This is a genomic window from Faecalibacillus intestinalis, from assembly GCF_003024685.1.
GTDB lineage: Bacteria > Bacillota_I > Bacilli_A > Erysipelotrichales > Coprobacillaceae > Faecalibacillus > Faecalibacillus intestinalis.
On record NZ_PYLQ01000008.1, the window covers coordinates 69,594 to 84,357 of the forward strand.

Annotated in this window: 15 protein-coding genes; 13 read left to right on the forward strand and 2 right to left on the reverse strand. The window is 28.2% G+C overall.

Annotated elements, in window-relative coordinates:
• Positions 1-80: 80 nt before the first annotated feature.
• Positions 81-1,970, forward strand: coding sequence for a sensor domain-containing diguanylate cyclase (locus C7U54_RS07340; RefSeq protein WP_162297499.1), 1,890 nt, complete (start codon positions 81-83; stop codon positions 1,968-1,970).
• Positions 1,971-1,987: 17 nt separating this feature from the next.
• Here C7U54_RS07340 and C7U54_RS07345 read toward each other — a convergent pair whose 3' ends face one another.
• On the reverse strand, positions 1,988-2,743 hold the full coding sequence (locus C7U54_RS07345; protein WP_107029851.1) for a tRNA threonylcarbamoyladenosine dehydratase: 756 nt from the start codon (positions 2,741-2,743) through the stop codon (positions 1,988-1,990).
• Between the two features lie 206 nt (positions 2,744-2,949).
• On the opposite strand from C7U54_RS07345, the gene C7U54_RS07350 reads away from it, so the two are divergent.
• From C7U54_RS07350 to C7U54_RS07360, 3 genes are all read left to right on the forward strand, one after another.
• Positions 2,950-3,417, forward strand: a complete 468-nt coding sequence (locus tag C7U54_RS07350; protein ID WP_107029852.1) for a DUF2798 domain-containing protein — start codon at positions 2,950-2,952, stop codon at positions 3,415-3,417.
• A 66-nt stretch (positions 3,418-3,483) separates the two neighbouring features.
• Positions 3,484-4,284, forward strand: a complete 801-nt coding sequence (locus C7U54_RS07355; protein ID WP_032091493.1) for an MBL fold metallo-hydrolase — start codon at positions 3,484-3,486, stop codon at positions 4,282-4,284.
• 13 nt (positions 4,285-4,297) lie between these two features.
• On the forward strand, positions 4,298-5,170 hold the full coding sequence (locus tag C7U54_RS07360; protein WP_107029853.1) for a MurR/RpiR family transcriptional regulator: 873 nt from the start codon (positions 4,298-4,300) through the stop codon (positions 5,168-5,170).
• Positions 5,171-5,181: 11 nt separating this feature from the next.
• On the opposite strand, the gene C7U54_RS07365 is transcribed toward C7U54_RS07360, so the two are convergent.
• Positions 5,182-5,538, reverse strand: a complete 357-nt coding sequence (locus C7U54_RS07365) for a hypothetical protein (RefSeq protein ID WP_107029854.1) — start codon at positions 5,536-5,538, stop codon at positions 5,182-5,184.
• A gap of 182 nt (positions 5,539-5,720) precedes the next feature.
• Here C7U54_RS07365 and C7U54_RS07370 point away from each other — a divergent pair, with 182 nt between their 5' ends.
• The 9 genes from C7U54_RS07370 (at position 5,721) to C7U54_RS07410 (ending at position 14,764) form a co-directional block, all read left to right on the forward strand.
• Positions 5,721-6,524, forward strand: coding sequence for a metal-dependent transcriptional regulator (locus C7U54_RS07370; RefSeq protein ID WP_107029855.1), 804 nt, complete (start codon positions 5,721-5,723; stop codon positions 6,522-6,524).
• Positions 6,525-6,660: 136 nt separating this feature from the next.
• Positions 6,661-7,023 carry a YbaN family protein gene (locus tag C7U54_RS07375; RefSeq protein ID WP_032091489.1) on the forward strand — a complete coding sequence of 121 codons (363 nt, stop codon included), beginning with the start codon at positions 6,661-6,663 and terminating at the stop codon, positions 7,021-7,023.
• The gene (locus C7U54_RS07380; RefSeq protein ID WP_032091488.1) at positions 7,016-7,339 is read left to right on the forward strand and encodes a nitrous oxide-stimulated promoter family protein; all 324 of its coding nucleotides are present in this window, start codon (positions 7,016-7,018) and stop codon (positions 7,337-7,339) included. Before C7U54_RS07375 ends, C7U54_RS07380 begins: the two co-directional genes overlap by 8 nt.
• Positions 7,332-9,035 carry an ABC transporter ATP-binding protein/permease gene (locus C7U54_RS07385; protein ID WP_162297500.1) on the forward strand — a complete coding sequence of 568 codons (1,704 nt, stop codon included), beginning with the start codon at positions 7,332-7,334 and terminating at the stop codon, positions 9,033-9,035. The genes C7U54_RS07380 and C7U54_RS07385 overlap by 8 nt, the downstream gene beginning before the upstream one ends.
• Positions 9,025-10,638, forward strand: coding sequence for an amino acid ABC transporter ATP-binding/permease protein (locus C7U54_RS07390; RefSeq protein WP_107029857.1), 1,614 nt, complete (start codon positions 9,025-9,027; stop codon positions 10,636-10,638). Before C7U54_RS07385 ends, C7U54_RS07390 begins: the two co-directional genes overlap by 11 nt.
• A 70-nt stretch (positions 10,639-10,708) precedes the next feature.
• A complete protein-coding gene (locus C7U54_RS07395; protein WP_022002136.1) occupies positions 10,709-10,936 on the forward strand; it encodes a DUF6110 family protein in 228 nt (75 codons plus the stop codon).
• Positions 10,936-13,032 (forward strand): heavy metal translocating P-type ATPase, encoded by a 2,097-nt coding sequence (locus tag C7U54_RS07400; RefSeq protein WP_241522587.1) that lies wholly within the window; start codon positions 10,936-10,938, stop codon positions 13,030-13,032. The genes C7U54_RS07395 and C7U54_RS07400 overlap by 1 nt, the downstream gene beginning before the upstream one ends.
• 91 nt (positions 13,033-13,123) lie before the next feature.
• Positions 13,124-13,963, forward strand: coding sequence for a Cof-type HAD-IIB family hydrolase (locus C7U54_RS07405; RefSeq protein WP_193448613.1), 840 nt, complete (start codon positions 13,124-13,126; stop codon positions 13,961-13,963).
• Positions 13,964-14,065: 102 nt separating this feature from the next.
• Positions 14,066-14,764: an ABC transporter ATP-binding protein gene (locus C7U54_RS07410; RefSeq protein WP_022002133.1), complete on the forward strand. Its 699-nt coding sequence runs from the start codon at positions 14,066-14,068 to the stop codon at positions 14,762-14,764.

The following is a 14,764-nucleotide window of genomic DNA, read 5'->3' on the forward strand; positions in this document are numbered from 1 at the left end:
TCTTTTTTGTTTATAGAGTTGATTTTGTAAAAAAGAATGAGTTGTGCTATACTTTTTAATAGTTAAAGGAAGTCATGAATATGCAAAGTTTAAAGGAATTGATTCAAAAGGAAAGTAAAAAAATCACATTACTTATTATCTTTTTTTTAGTGATTATTGTTACTTTTTTTAACTGTATAACAGCTAAAAAAGAAGCAAATTATACAGCACAAACGACTTTTTATCATATTGAACAAATTTTAAATGAAAATCAAAAAGATTTAAATAAACAAAAGAAAGAATATCGACAAACCTGTATTGATAATGCTCAAGCTGTTGCATATAGTCTTCAAGAAAATCCAGATGCTTTATATAATATTGATGAATTAAAGAAAATAGCACAGTATGTTGAAGTTGATGAAATTCATATTTTTAATAAGCAAGGTGTTATTATTTCTGGGACACATCCTGAATATTATGGTTATTCATTTGATTCAGGTAAACAACTAAGCTTTTTTAAACCATTACTTTCTAATCAAAATTTACAACTGACTCAAAAAATTATGGAAAATACTGCTTCTCATATAAAAATGCAATATTCTGCTTTATGGAGTGAGAATAAAGAATTTATTGTACAAGTAGGCATGAATCATGAAAATGCCTCTAAAGCAACTAAAAAGAATCAATTATCTTATTTATTTAAATTATTTAGAGTAAATAATGAAGCACAATATTATGCAATCAATTCTAAAAATCATAAGATTGTTGGTACAACACATCATCATATAGGAGATGTAGCTTCTAGTATTGGATTGAAAGATACACAAATTAAAGAAGCAAAAAATGGTTTTTTTACTGAAATTGATGGACAATTATCCTATTGTGTTTCAAAGAAAATAAAAAATAATTATATTTATTGTATTATTCCTGTAAGAGTTCTTTTTAAGGAAGTACCTAAAAATTGTTTAGAAATGATCGTTTGTTTAATTATTATATCTATTTTATTTAGATTACTTATTATTAAATATATTCGTGTTTATGTGATTGATAGTATAAATCAAATTAATCATCAATTATCTAAGATTTCTAAAGGTCAATTAGATGAGGAAGTATCGATTAATAATAGTTTAGAATTTCAAAAATTAAGTCATTATATTAATGAAATGAAACAAAGCTTATTAGTTAATAATAAAAAAATGGATTATATTTTAACCCAAACAAATCAACTTATCGGGTTCTATGAATATAATCAAAAATTAAATACATTGTATTTATCAGATGGGTTTAAAGAAATATTTTCTTTAAATTCACAACAATGCACACAATTTAAAGAAGATATTAATGATTTTATTGATTTTTTAAATAAAATAAATACACATCAAGTTGAAAAAGATATTTATTATCTTCCTCAAATGAAACGTTATATACAAATAAATGATCGAAAAGATCAAGATACTACATTAGGCGTTATGATAGATATCACAACCTCTTATATAAAAAGAAAGAAAATAGAAATAGAAAGAGATGTCGATGAATTAACACAAATATATAATCGAAATGGTTTAAAAATAAAAATCAATAAGTTATTAGAAGATAAAAATATAGCTCAATATGCTTTGATATTTATAGATTTAGATGGCTTAAAACAAGTAAATGATGTCTATGGACATTATTGTGGAGATCTTTATTTAAAACAAATGACAAATGTTTTAAAAACTATTTCGGGAGAAAAATGTTTGGTAGGACGCTTGGGTGGAGATGAATTTATTGCTTTTTTTCATCATTATGATTCAATGGAAAAATTAAATAATGATATTAATCAATTAAATGAAATAAGAGATCAAATCGTTTTATTAGCAGATGATCATAGTGTAAATTTAGCGTTTTCATATGGTGTTTGTTATGGAACAGAAAGTACTGATTTACAAAGAATGATCGAGATTGCAGATTATAAGATGTATGAAAATAAACGTAAAAGAAAAGGAAGATAGATTAATTATCTTCCATTTTAAATAGTTGTTAAATCTTTAACAACTTCACTTGCAATAATTAATCCTACAGTGGAAGGAACAAAGGCATTACTTCCAGGAATATCTCTTCTAATTGTACATTTACGTTTTGTACCAGGAGGGCATATACAATGTGTTCGGCAACTGATGGATAAATCATCAATTGGGCGAATTGGTTTTTCTTCAGAATAAACAACTTTTAATTTTTTAACATGTCTTTTTTTAAGTTCTCTAAGCATGACTTTTGCTAGAGGACATACTTTTGTTTTATAAATATCTGTGATTTTAAATTGGGTAGGATCAACTTTATTTCCAGCTCCCATACTTGAAATAATAGGAATATTATATTCTTGTGCTTTTAAAACAAGTTCGATTTTTGCAGAAACTGTATCAACTGCATCTATAATATAATCATAATCTTCAAATGAAAAATCAGATGCATTTTCTGGTAAAAAGAAACATTGATGTGTTTGAATGTTGACTTTCGGATTAATTTTTAACATTCTTTCTTTCATGACATCTGTTTTATATTGACCAACTGTATCAAATGCAGCGATGATTTGACGATTGAGATTTGTTAGACAAATTTTATCATCATCTATTAAATCAAAAGAGCCAATTCCACTTCTTGCAAGCGCTTCGCCTACATAACCGCCGACACCACCTAGACCAAAGATGGCCACACAGCTGTTTTTAAGTTTTTCCATGGCTTCTTTTCCATATAATAATTGAGTTCTTGAAAATTGATTTAACATAAAAGTCTCCTTAATCATACTAAACGACTATGAATTGATTATAGATATACTCGTTGCTCTAGTCAATCTTTTTTTAAATAATAGTTGACTTAGTTAACATTATTTAATAGAATGACACTCGGCTTAAATATTTGGTTTATATTGGAAACGCACACTCCTTGAGTGATAACGAACAACACAATTCATTATCATAAGGAGGTTTTTTTATGCCAAAAACAAAATTTCAAGAAATTATTTTTACAATTATGATGGTTTTCATGATGGTTTATTTTATGATTTGTTATAATATTTCATTAAATATTGGAGGAATGACAAATCAAGTGTTCTTAATGGCTTTTCAAGAATTAGTTATTATGGCACCTGTTGCTTTTATTTTAGATTTTTTCATTATTGGACATTTAGCTAAAAAGAAAGCATTTCAAATTGTTGATTTAGAAAATGATCATCCATTTCATTTAGTAATTGCGATTTCAGTGGTATCGATTATTTTAATGTGTCCATGTATGTCATTTGCAGCAACACTTTTATTTAAAAATGCTGGAAGTCAAATGATTGCTGTTTGGTTACAAACAACAGTTTTAAATTTCCCAATGGCATTTTTCTTACAATTATGTTTTGCTGGACCAATCGTAAGATTTGTCTTTGGAAAAATATTTAGAGAAAATAGGGCTTAGGCTCTATTTTTATTTTACAAAGAAAAATTCTTTCGCTAAAATAAAAGAGGATGAGGGGGGATTTACTTGAAATTAACAATGCTTGGAACAGGAAATGCACTTGTGACAAAGTGCTATAATACTTGTTTTGTCATCGAAAATGAAAATGATTATTTGATGGTTGATGCTGGTGGGGGCAATACAGTTTTAAATCAACTTGAAAAAGCAGGAATCAATTGGAAAGATGTAAAACATATTTTTGTCACACATAAACATATTGATCATTTATTAGGGATGATTTGGATGATTCGTTTGATTTGTCAAAATATGGCAGCTGGTAAATATGAAGGAGAAGCTTATATTTATGGTCATCAAGAAGTAATTGAGATGTTAGAAACGATTTCTCAAATGCTTTTACAAAGTAAGCAAACAAAATTTATTCATGACCGTTTACATCTTGTGGTTGTAAACGATGGTCAAACGAAAGAAATTATTGGTAAGAAAGTAACTTTCTTTGATATTCATTCAACGAAAGCTAAACAATTTGGTTTTATGATGGAACTTGATCAAGAAAGAAAATTAACATGTTGTGGGGATGAACCTTATAACGAAGAAAATGAAAAATATGCTTTAAAGAGTGATTATTTATTACATGAAGCTTTTTGTTTATATGATCAAGCAGATATTTTTCATCCTTATGAAAAACATCATTCAACAGTTAAAGATGCGTGTCAGCTTGCTGAAAAATTAAAAGTAAAAAATGTGGTTTTATATCACAGCGAAGATCAAAATATTGAAAATCGCAAAGAACTTTATACAAAAGAAGGAAAAGCTTATTTTAGTGGGAAGATTTATGTTCCTAATGATTTAGAAACAATAGAATTATAGGAAGGAGATTTTTATGCTCATTGTCAATCAAATAGAAAATACGCATTTTTCAAAAACAGAAAGAGAAATTGTTGATTATATTATTGATCAAGGGATGAATATTGAAAAAATGTCGGCTAATGAAATCGCTAGAAATACTTTTACAAGTGCACCTTTGCTTGTAAGAATTGCTAAGAAGTTAGGATATAGTGGTTTTAATGAATTTAAAAGTGCTTATTTAAAAGAACTTTCTTATATGTTAGAAGAAACAGATGTAGATGCTTCTATTCCTTTTTTATTAAGTGATGATTTGATGACAATTACAAAAAATCTTGCTTTATTAGAAAAAGAAACCATTCAAGATACACAGCAACTTAATCATCATGATGATCTACAAGAAGCGGTTCGCTTATTACAAAAAGCACAAGTTATTGATGTTTATGGTGTTCTCAATCATGTTTTACTAGCGAAACATTTTAAAACATTAATGATGTATATTGGTAAAGATGTTCAAGTCATTGATCAAGTAACGGGTCAAAAAAGAAGTGCCTGTCTTGCCGATGAGAGTCATTGTGCAATCATTATTTCTTATTCAGGACAAACAAGAGAAATGGTGGAAGTTGCGGAAATTTATCATAAAAGAAATATTCCATTTATTTCAATTACTTGTATGGCAGAAAATTCTATTTCAAGATTGGCGGATGTTCATTTGTATCTTTCTTCAAGAGAAATGTTACATATTAAAATAGGTGATTTTGCTTCAACAACCTCTTTAAAATATTTATTTGATATTTTATATGCAGGTGTCTTTTCGCATGATTATAAAAAGAATCTAGAAACGAAAATTGTAGTTGCTTCATATGTTGATGATCGTCAAAGTGAAGATGAATATATAAATGAAAAATAGGTCGAGTTGACCTATTTTTTTAAAGATTTATTTTTTAATTCATTGACATATTCCATTTGATGTTCAGCATTTTCATGAAGTTCTTTTTCCATTTCTTCAACAGTAGTATGTTTTACTTCTGTTGCTTCATCAGTTTTTCCATAAACCGCTTCATAAGCTTCTTTAGCGTTATGTTGTAATGCATGACGCATTTGATGTAATTCTTCTAATTTCTTTTCTTGTTCTTTAATTTCATCATCAACTGATTGATACATTTCTTCGATTGTTAATTGTTTTTTAGTGTCATCATCATGTTGGATGTCTTGACTGTCCTTAAAATATTTTCTTAAAGATTGTTTTGCTTGTTCATTGATTTCATTGATACTCATATTTTATTCCCTCTTTCTTAATGCAGGTATATCATAGAATGAATGATAAAAAAGATAAAGCATTTAGATATCACTTTGAATTCCATTAACAAATTCCCAAAAATGTAAGAGCTTTAAATGTTAATATCATTAACATTGACATATTAGTTAGCTTGTGCTAATTTACAATATGAGGGATTAAAATGACAACAAAAAAAATAAAAAGCTTATTATTAATGAATGAAAATAAAAAAATAACAGTCACATTACTAGCTAAAAAAATGAATGTTTCAAAAGCAACAATGTCAAGAATGATCAATACTTTTTATGAACAAGGATTAACTTTAGATAAAGGTAAATGTCAGCTTTCAAAAAAAGGACAAGAATATATTGAAAAAATTCAAGAAAAAATAAAGAATCTAACCTATTGGCTACAAGAAACAAGTCACCTAAATGAAGAAGAGGCTCGTCAAGAAGCTATCAAACTCTATACGACACTTAATGATGAAACCATTGAACGCATTTGTAGTCGTATTCATTTTAATAAAGTTTTTGATCAACTAGGAGACCTTGTAGAATTTTCAGGACATTATTTGGAACATCATTTAGAACCAGGTAAATATAATTTTTCTTTTACATTATTTCATTATAAAGATGCAAATGTTCATTCAATGGCTAATCGAGGCTTTGAACATCCAGCCTATCTTTTAATAGAACAACATCAAGGATTTCTTGTGTTTCAACCAATTGAAATGAAAAAAGAATTATTAAAAGAAAGAATTACGATTTCTTCTAAATTAAAATCGATGAAATATCTTATTCAGGATAAGGAATATGATTGTTTTGAAAAAAATGATTGTTTCTATATACCTATTACAGATTTAAATTTCTTTTATACAAAAGAAGAAAGATTGATGCAAACATCGCTTACGGTTAAATTAAAGGTTAATTTATTAAAAGGACATATGCCAGAAAATCTTGCCCTTTTAAAAATACTGTTTCATTGATGAAACACGAAAAAGTATTATAAAACATAAAAAAAACAGCATTTTGTTTCATGAATGAAACAAATCAAATGCTTGTTTTTTTATTTTAAACAGATATGATAATAATAGTTAGATATAACTAACTACAGGAGGAAACATGAAAATATTATTTATTATATTTGGAATTATATCATTTATTTTAGGAGCGATTGGTGTGGTTTTACCAATATTGCCAACGACCCCATTTTTACTTTTAAGTGCTTTTTTATTTTCAAAAAGTTCAGATAGATTTCATGAATATTTAATTCAAACAAAACTTTATCAAAAATATATCAATGAAATGGTCATTGAAAGAAAGACAACCAAAAAGAAAAGGAATCAGTCATTATTTACAGTAACACTTATTTTTTTGATTGCTGTAATGATTACACCTGTATGGATTGGAAAGATATGTTTACTGATGGTAATGAGTATTCATCATTTTATTATGTTAAAGAAAGTAGAGATTATTAATGAATAAAATAGATCAAAAAAGAGAAAATGAAAAAAGAATATTAAAGGTAATGATTGATATTTATCAAAGAAAACATCCTCAAGAAAGTAAGATGTGTGAAGATCTTTATAAGTACGCTTGTTTGCGTATTGATAAATGTCCTTTTATGGAAACTAAAACTTTTTGTAGTGGATGTAAAGTTCATTGCTATCAAAAAGAATATCGAAGCCAAGTTAAAAAAGTGATGCGCTTTTCTGGAAAGTATATGCTTTTTTACCATCCACTTCTAACAATCAAACATGGATGGCTTTCACTTAAAGAAAGGAGAAGAAAAAATGTTTAATAAAAGATTATTAAAAACTTTTAAAGCGGAAATGAAAAATGTTTATGGGTTAGTCTTGATTCAATGGTTGGTTTTAGTTTGCCATATTCTACTGACATTTTTACATAGTTATGTTTTATCTTGTCTTTATTTAAAACAATCTTTTTCACTTGTTTTTTATTTATTAAGTGTGATTTGTTTGTTTGCTTTAAAATGTTTTTTACAAACAACACAAAATAAACAAGCATTATCTTTAAGTGAAATGATTAAGACAAAGTTAAGAAAAAGTGTTTTTGATAAGATATATCATCAAAAACAAACAACAGTTTTTAAAGAATCGACGCTTACTCAACTTACAAGTGAAGGTATTGATCAATTAGAAATTTATTTTTCTAAATATATACCACAATTCTTTTATGCCATGTTGGCACCACTTACTTTATTTATCGTTGTTGGTTTTATGTCTTTAAAAGTAGCGCTTATCTTGCTTTTATGTGTACCACTTATTCCTGTTTCTATTGTTGTTGTACAAAAAATAGCTAAAAGGTTATTAGCAAAGTATTGGAATAGTTATACAGGATTAGCGGATTCTTTTTTAGAAAATTTACAAGGACTTACAACTTTAAAATATTATCAAAGTGATTTATATTATCAAGATAAAATGGATAGGGAAGCAGAAGACTTTAGAAAGAAAACCATGCGTGTTTTAATTATGCAACTGAATTCGATTAGTGTGATGGATCTAGTGGCTTATGGTGGTTTTGGTTTAGGAGTTGTTTTGGGTTTACAAGAATATTTAAATCAACATATTACTTTTATGATGTTTGTTTTTATTGTAATGATTTCTATTGAATTCTTTTTACCTTTAAGAATGTTAGGAAGTTATTTTCATATTGGACAAAATGGAAACGCGGCAGCAGATAAAATTTTTAAACTATTGGATAGCTTGGATGATATTCAAGAAAGTTATCAAGAATCGATTTCATCTTTATCTTTTGAACATGTAACTTTTGGCTATGATGAAAAAATTATTTTAAAAGATGTTTCATTTTCTTTATCCAAAGGAACATTTTTAACGATTGTAGGAGAATCAGGTTCGGGGAAAAGTACAATTGCTTCACTGCTAATGAATTTATATCCAATTCAAAAAGGTAAAATTCTTTATAATCAAGAAACAATACCAGAAACAATGACACTTTATCAAAAAATAACGTTGATCAAAGATGAAACATATATTTTAAAAGGGACAGTCTTTAATCATCTTGCAATGTCAGGATGTATTGATGAAGAAAAAATGATGGCTGTTTTAAAAGAAGTAAAACTATTTGAGGTCTTTGAAAATCAAGGAGGATTAAAGTTTCAACTCAATGAAGGAGCTAAAAATATATCAGGTGGACAAAGACAAAGATTAGCTCTTGCAAGAGCGTTATTGCGTGAAAGTGATGTTTATATTTTTGATGAAGCAACGAATAATGTTGATCGTGAAAGTGAAGAGATTATTTTAAAAATTATGAAACGTTTAGCTAAAGATAAAATTGTTATTTTTATTACACATCGCATGGCTCATTGTAAAGAAAGTCAACTTACTTTTGTGATGAAAGAGGGAAGATTGATTCAACAAGGAAGTTATGATGAATTATTCAATCAAGCTAATTTATTTAGAGAGCTTGTGGAAAATCAAAAGAATTTAGAAAGGATTATTGAAAATGAAAGATAAGATAAAATTAATTATTTCTTTATTAAAATTAGTACGTCCTTTTTTAATGATTATGTTATTGGCAATTATTTTAGGTGTGTTAGGGCATTTAACAGCAACCTTTATTACCGTTTTTATCATTCTTGCTTTTTGTAAAGTAATTTCCTTTTCACTTGCTGTTAAATTAATTATTTTTTGTGCATTTTCAAGAGGAATCTTACGATACATAGAACAAGCATGTAATCATTATATTGCCTTTAAAGTATTGGCTCATATTCGTCATTTAGTCTTTGAAAAATTAAGAGAATTGGCACCAGCTAAATTAGAAAATGAAGATAAAGGAAATATTATTGCAATGTTGACAAGTGATGTTGAACTCTTAGAAATTTTCTTTGCTCATACTATTTCGCCAGTGATGATTGCCTTTATTTATAGTATAATTATGATTTGTTTTATAGGTTCTTATCATTTTGTTTTTGGGATACTTGCTTTTGTTTGTTATGGTATCATGGGTATATTGATTCCATATATTACTTATAAAGTGAGCCAAAAAGAGGGAAGTAATTATCGTTTTTTACTTGCCAATTTTAATACTTTTGTTTTAGAGACAGTTTTAGGTAAAAGAGAAATTTTACAATTTAGTCAACAAGAAAAACGCTTTGAACAGATGATGGATCATCAAAATAATTTAACCCAAACACATCAAAAATTAATCAAGCATCAAAGTTTTCAACAAATACTTTCAGATGGGCTGATTATTTTATCGATTGTTATTTCTATTTTGTTGATCAAGAATCATGTTTCTAAGGAATTGTTGATTCCAATGATGGCACTTTCTTCATCCTTTGGCCCAACGATTGCTCTAGCAAATCTAGCCAACAATCTCAATCAAGTATTCCCTTGTGCAAGACGTATTTTAAATCTATTAGATGAAGAACCATTACTTAAAGAAATTACAAATAAAAATACAATTTTAAATTTACCAATTGAAATAAAAAATCTTTCATTTCATTATCCAAATACGTCTACTGAAATTTTACATCAAATCAATTATACATTTGAATTTGGTAAAACCTATGGTCTTCTTGGTAAAAGTGGATGTGGTAAATCAACATTATTGAAATTATTAATGCGTATTTATCAAGGTGAAGGTGAGATTTTATTTGATCATGAATCCATTGAAAATATCAATAGCCACACTTTAAAAGAAAATATCAGCTATGTTGATCAAGAAACATTTTTATTTAAAGATACGTTATATCATAATATTACTTTATTAAATCCTGCTTATAGTCAAGAAGATGTAATAGAAGCTTGTAAACAAGCACAAATTCATGATTTTATTATGTCTTTACCACAAGGATATCAAACGATTTATGATGAAAATATTTCGGGTGGTCAAAAACAAAGAATTGGTCTTGCACGTGCTTTCTTAAGAAAAACACCGATTCTTTTATTAGATGAACCAACAAGTCGTATTGATAGTTTAAATGAAGCAGCCCTGTTAGAAAGTTTAAAACGAATTAAAGATGAAAAATTGATTATTATTGTTAGTCATCGAAAGTCTTCTCTTGCTTTATGTGATGAAATTATTGAAATAGAACAAGGTATAATAAAAACTTAAAGATGAGATAAAAAATTATTTATTTTTTAAGAAAATGTCGTATAATGACAAATGATAGGAGGATTTTAAGATGAAAGAATTTTTCAAAAGTAAAGAATTATGGACATTTGTAGGAGGAGCAGTAACTGCTGTTGTCACTTCAAAGTTCGCTAAAAGCAATAAAGCAAGAGAACTAGCTGTTAAAGGATTAGCTAGTGGAATGCAAGTAAAAGATAACGTAGAAGCAACTGTTACTTCTATTAAAGAAGATGCTCAAGACGTCTATGCTGAAGCTGTAGAAAAAAGTAAGGCACAATAATGATGAGTAATTTTAAAATAGTTCATGAAATTGATGGAAGATTACGTGTTCGTTTTGGACAATATGCTTTTACAAGTGGACAAGCAACTATTTTAAAAAGCGATTTTTTAAATCTTGAGTATGTAAGATATGTAGAAGCTCATTATAAAAATGGAAGTCTTTTATTGGTTTTTGATGAAAATTATAAAAATGAAGTATTTGATTATTTAAATAATTATGATTTAAGTGCTTTACAAAACAGAGAAATCCCTGAGAATTGTTCTCAAAATTTACAAGTACTTGATCAAAGTTTTAAGCATGAATTAATTAAAATTTTTGCTAGAAGATATGCTGTTAAGCTCTTTTTACCAAATGTTGTTGGTAAAGGAATTGCTATTTATAAAGCATTAGCTTATTTTAAAGCAGGACTTTCTTCACTTGGAAATAGACGTATTGATGTACCTGTTTTAGATGCAACAAGTATTGGTGTTTCTTTATTGCGTAAAGAGTTCAATACAGCAAGCAATATTATGTTGATGCTTAAAATATCTGAATTATTAGAAGACTATACACGTCAAAAAGTTACTTTACAATTAGGTGATAGTTTGATGAGTAAGTTTGATAAAGTTTGGATTTATGAAGATGGACAAGAACAAGAAATTGCGATGTCTGATTTAAAACAAGGGCAAGTTGTTATTGTTCAAACAGGAAGTATGGTTCCTATTGATGGAGAAATCGTTGATGGTGAAGCGATGGTCAATGAATCAAGCTTTACAGGTGAACCGTTAAGCAAACGTGTGACATTAAATGATACGGTTTATGCAGGAACATTGATTGAAGAAGGAAAGATTTTTGTTAGGGTCAGAAACTTACAAGATGATAGCCGTATTGCTAAAATCATTGATATGATTGATACGAATGAATCATTAAAAGCATCTATTCAATCAAGAGCAGAACATATGGCGGATGCCATTGTACCTTATAGTTTTTTAGGATTCTTTGGGGTTTGGGCATTGACAAGAAATCTTACAAGAGCCACTTCTCTTTTATTAGTGGATTATTCTTGTGCGATTCGTCTATCAACATCAATTTCAGTGATTTCAGCAATGCAAGAAGCTTCAATGCATAATGTTTTAGTTAAAGGTGGAAAACATCTAGAAAGCATGAAAGATGCTAATGTCATTGTTTTTGATAAAACTGGAACATTGACACATGCAAAACCAGTTGTCTTAGATGTGGTTCCTTTACAAGATTATACAAGAGAAGAAGTTTTAAAAATTGCGGCTTGTTTAGAAGAACATTTCCCACATAGTGTGGCTAATGCCATCGTTCATCAAGCAGAAGTTGAAAACTTAAAACATCGTGAAGAACATGCGGAAGTAAAATATGTGATTGCTCATGGTATTTCGACAAGCTTAAATGGTGAAGATGTTATTATTGGAAGCAGTCATTTTGTCTTTGAAGATGAAGGTGTAGAAATGACACAAGAAATTAAAGATTTGATTTCTTCACTTGAAAGTAAAGGTTCAAGTTCACTTATTTATCTAGCCATTGCTAAAAAGCTTGCAGGTATTATTAGTATTTATGATCCTTTAAAACCAGAAGCTAAAGAAGTTGTTCAAGAACTTCGTGATATTGGTTTTGATAAAGTCATTATGCTTACTGGAGACAGTCCTAACTGTGCAAAAGCGATTGCGAAACAATTAAATTTAGATGATTTTAGAGCAGGAGTTTTACCAGAAGATAAAGCAAGTTATATTGAAAGTTTAAAAAAAGAAGGAAATACTGTTGTGATGGTAGGAGATGGTATTAATGATACACCAGCCTTATCCATGGCAGATGTTTCGATTTCACTTCAAGATAGCTCAGATATTGCGCGTGAACTTGCAGATATTACACTTGTATCAAATTCATTAAATGACATTGTTGCTCTAAGAATGATTTCAGAAGGCTTATTTAAACGTATTCATAGTCAATATCGTTTGATTGTTGGTTTAAATACATCCTTTATTGTTTTAGGAGCATTAGGTTTACTTACACCACAAATGCTCGCCATGCTTCATAATGGAAGTACATTCTTAATTGCTTCAGGTTCAACACGTTCATTATTACATTAGAAACAGATATTTTCTGTTTCTTTTTCTTTTTATGAAAGTATGTTGAAGTTGTAAAAATGCTTTATTATACTAATAAAAAAGGAGATAGATTATGGCAATTAAAGTAATAATTATGGATATTGATGGGACTTTAGTCAATGATGAAAAAGTCATTACTCCTCTTACTAAAGAAACCCTTTTAAAAGCACAAGATAAAGGGGTACGTTTGGTTTTAGCTTCAGGAAGACCAACAAGTGGATTATTAAAACTTGCTGAAGAATTGGATATGGAAAATCATCATGGTTTATTTGTATGTTTCAATGGTTCAAAAGTAGTTGATTGTCAAAGTCATGAAACACTTTATAATCATGCAATTTCAGTAGAAGATAGTAAAGCTGTCTTAGAACATTTAAAGAATTTTAAAGCAAGACCAATGTTTGATAAAGATGAATATATGTATGTTAATGATGTTTTTGATAATACAATTACATATAAAGGAAAATCATTTAATGTTATGCAATATGAATCAAGAGGAAATAACTACATCTTATGTGAAAAAAGAGATTTAGCAGCCTTTGTTGATTTTGAAATCAATAAAATTCTTACATTTGGTGATCCAGACTATTTACAAGCACATTATAAGGAAATGATGGAACCCTTCAAAGATCGTCTAAATTGTATGTTTACATCTGATTTCTATTTTGAATATACTGCAAAAGGTGTTGATAAAGCCAAAGCTTTAGATAGTGTTTTAATTCCTATGGGTTATAAAAAAGAAGAAATGATGGCTTTTGGGGATGCTCAAAATGATAAATCAATGGTGGAATATGTTGGCTTAGGTGTGGCTATGGGAAATGCTTCAGATGAATTAAAAGCAGTAGCTAATGAAATTACAGATACAAATAATAATGATGGTATTGCTAAAGCTATTATGAAACATATTGAGTTATAAAAACGGAGAAATCCGTTTTTTTTCTTTGAGATACTTGAAAAAAGAGAAAAGTGATAGTATTCTATATGTGGTTAGGTAAGGCTAACTATGGGAGGGAATATTATGTTTTTATCAATCAAGGATCTTAAAAAAAGCTTTGGTGAAGATGAATATAAGACAGAAGTTTTAAAAGGTATTGATTTTGAAATAGAAAAAGGTGAAATTTGTGTTTTACTTGGGCCTTCAGGTTCTGGTAAATCAACACTTCTAAATATTATTGGAGGAATTGATCAACCAGATAGTGGGACAATTACGATTCAAGGAAAAACAATTTCAACATTAAAAGAAAAAGATCTAACAAATTATCGTCGTAATCATTTGGGATATGTTTTTCAAATGTATAATTTGATTTCACATTTAAATGTTGAACAAAATATTGATGTAGGAAAATATTTAAGTAAAAATCCATTAAATAAAGAAGAACTCTTACAAACACTTGGGTTAAAAGAACATCGTTATAAACAACCAAATCAATTATCTGGTGGTCAACAACAAAGAACATCAATAGGACGTGCAATCATCAAAAATCCAGATTTATTACTTTGTGATGAACCAACAGGAGCTTTAGATTATCATACATCAAAAGATATTTTACAATTGATTGAAGATGTTAATAAAAAATATGGTAATACAATTATTATTGTAACGCATAATGATGCGATTAAAGACATGGCTGATCGTGTGATTTATTTGCATGATGGACGTATTCGTGAAAATATTAAAAATACGCATAAAATTCCAGCAAAGGATTTGAATTGGTAA

Bases quoted from the DNA above. Each gene is read 5' to 3' on its own strand.
- C7U54_RS07340 (WP_162297499.1), top strand. From the start codon at position 81: ATGCAAAGTTTAAAGGAATTGATTCAAAAGGAAAGTAAAAAAATCACA.
- C7U54_RS07345 (WP_107029851.1), bottom strand. From the start codon at position 2,743: ATGTTAAATCAATTTTCAAGAACTCAATTATTATATGGAAAAGAAGCC.
- C7U54_RS07350 (WP_107029852.1), top strand. From the start codon at position 2,950: ATGCCAAAAACAAAATTTCAAGAAATTATTTTTACAATTATGATGGTT.
- C7U54_RS07360 (WP_107029853.1), top strand. From the start codon at position 4,298: ATGCTCATTGTCAATCAAATAGAAAATACGCATTTTTCAAAAACAGAA.
- C7U54_RS07365 (WP_107029854.1), bottom strand. From the start codon at position 5,538: ATGAGTATCAATGAAATCAATGAACAAGCAAAACAATCTTTAAGAAAA.
- C7U54_RS07370 (WP_107029855.1), top strand. From the start codon at position 5,721: ATGACAACAAAAAAAATAAAAAGCTTATTATTAATGAATGAAAATAAA.
- C7U54_RS07375 (WP_032091489.1), top strand. From the start codon at position 6,661: ATGAAAATATTATTTATTATATTTGGAATTATATCATTTATTTTAGGA.
- C7U54_RS07380 (WP_032091488.1), top strand. From the start codon at position 7,016: ATGAATAAAATAGATCAAAAAAGAGAAAATGAAAAAAGAATATTAAAG.
- C7U54_RS07385 (WP_162297500.1), top strand. From the start codon at position 7,332: ATGTTTAATAAAAGATTATTAAAAACTTTTAAAGCGGAAATGAAAAAT.
- C7U54_RS07390 (WP_107029857.1), top strand. From the start codon at position 9,025: ATGAAAGATAAGATAAAATTAATTATTTCTTTATTAAAATTAGTACGT.
- C7U54_RS07395 (WP_022002136.1), top strand. From the start codon at position 10,709: ATGAAAGAATTTTTCAAAAGTAAAGAATTATGGACATTTGTAGGAGGA.
- C7U54_RS07400 (WP_241522587.1), top strand. From the start codon at position 10,936: ATGATGAGTAATTTTAAAATAGTTCATGAAATTGATGGAAGATTACGT.
- C7U54_RS07405 (WP_193448613.1), top strand. From the start codon at position 13,124: ATGGCAATTAAAGTAATAATTATGGATATTGATGGGACTTTAGTCAAT.
- C7U54_RS07410 (WP_022002133.1), top strand. From the start codon at position 14,066: ATGTTTTTATCAATCAAGGATCTTAAAAAAAGCTTTGGTGAAGATGAA.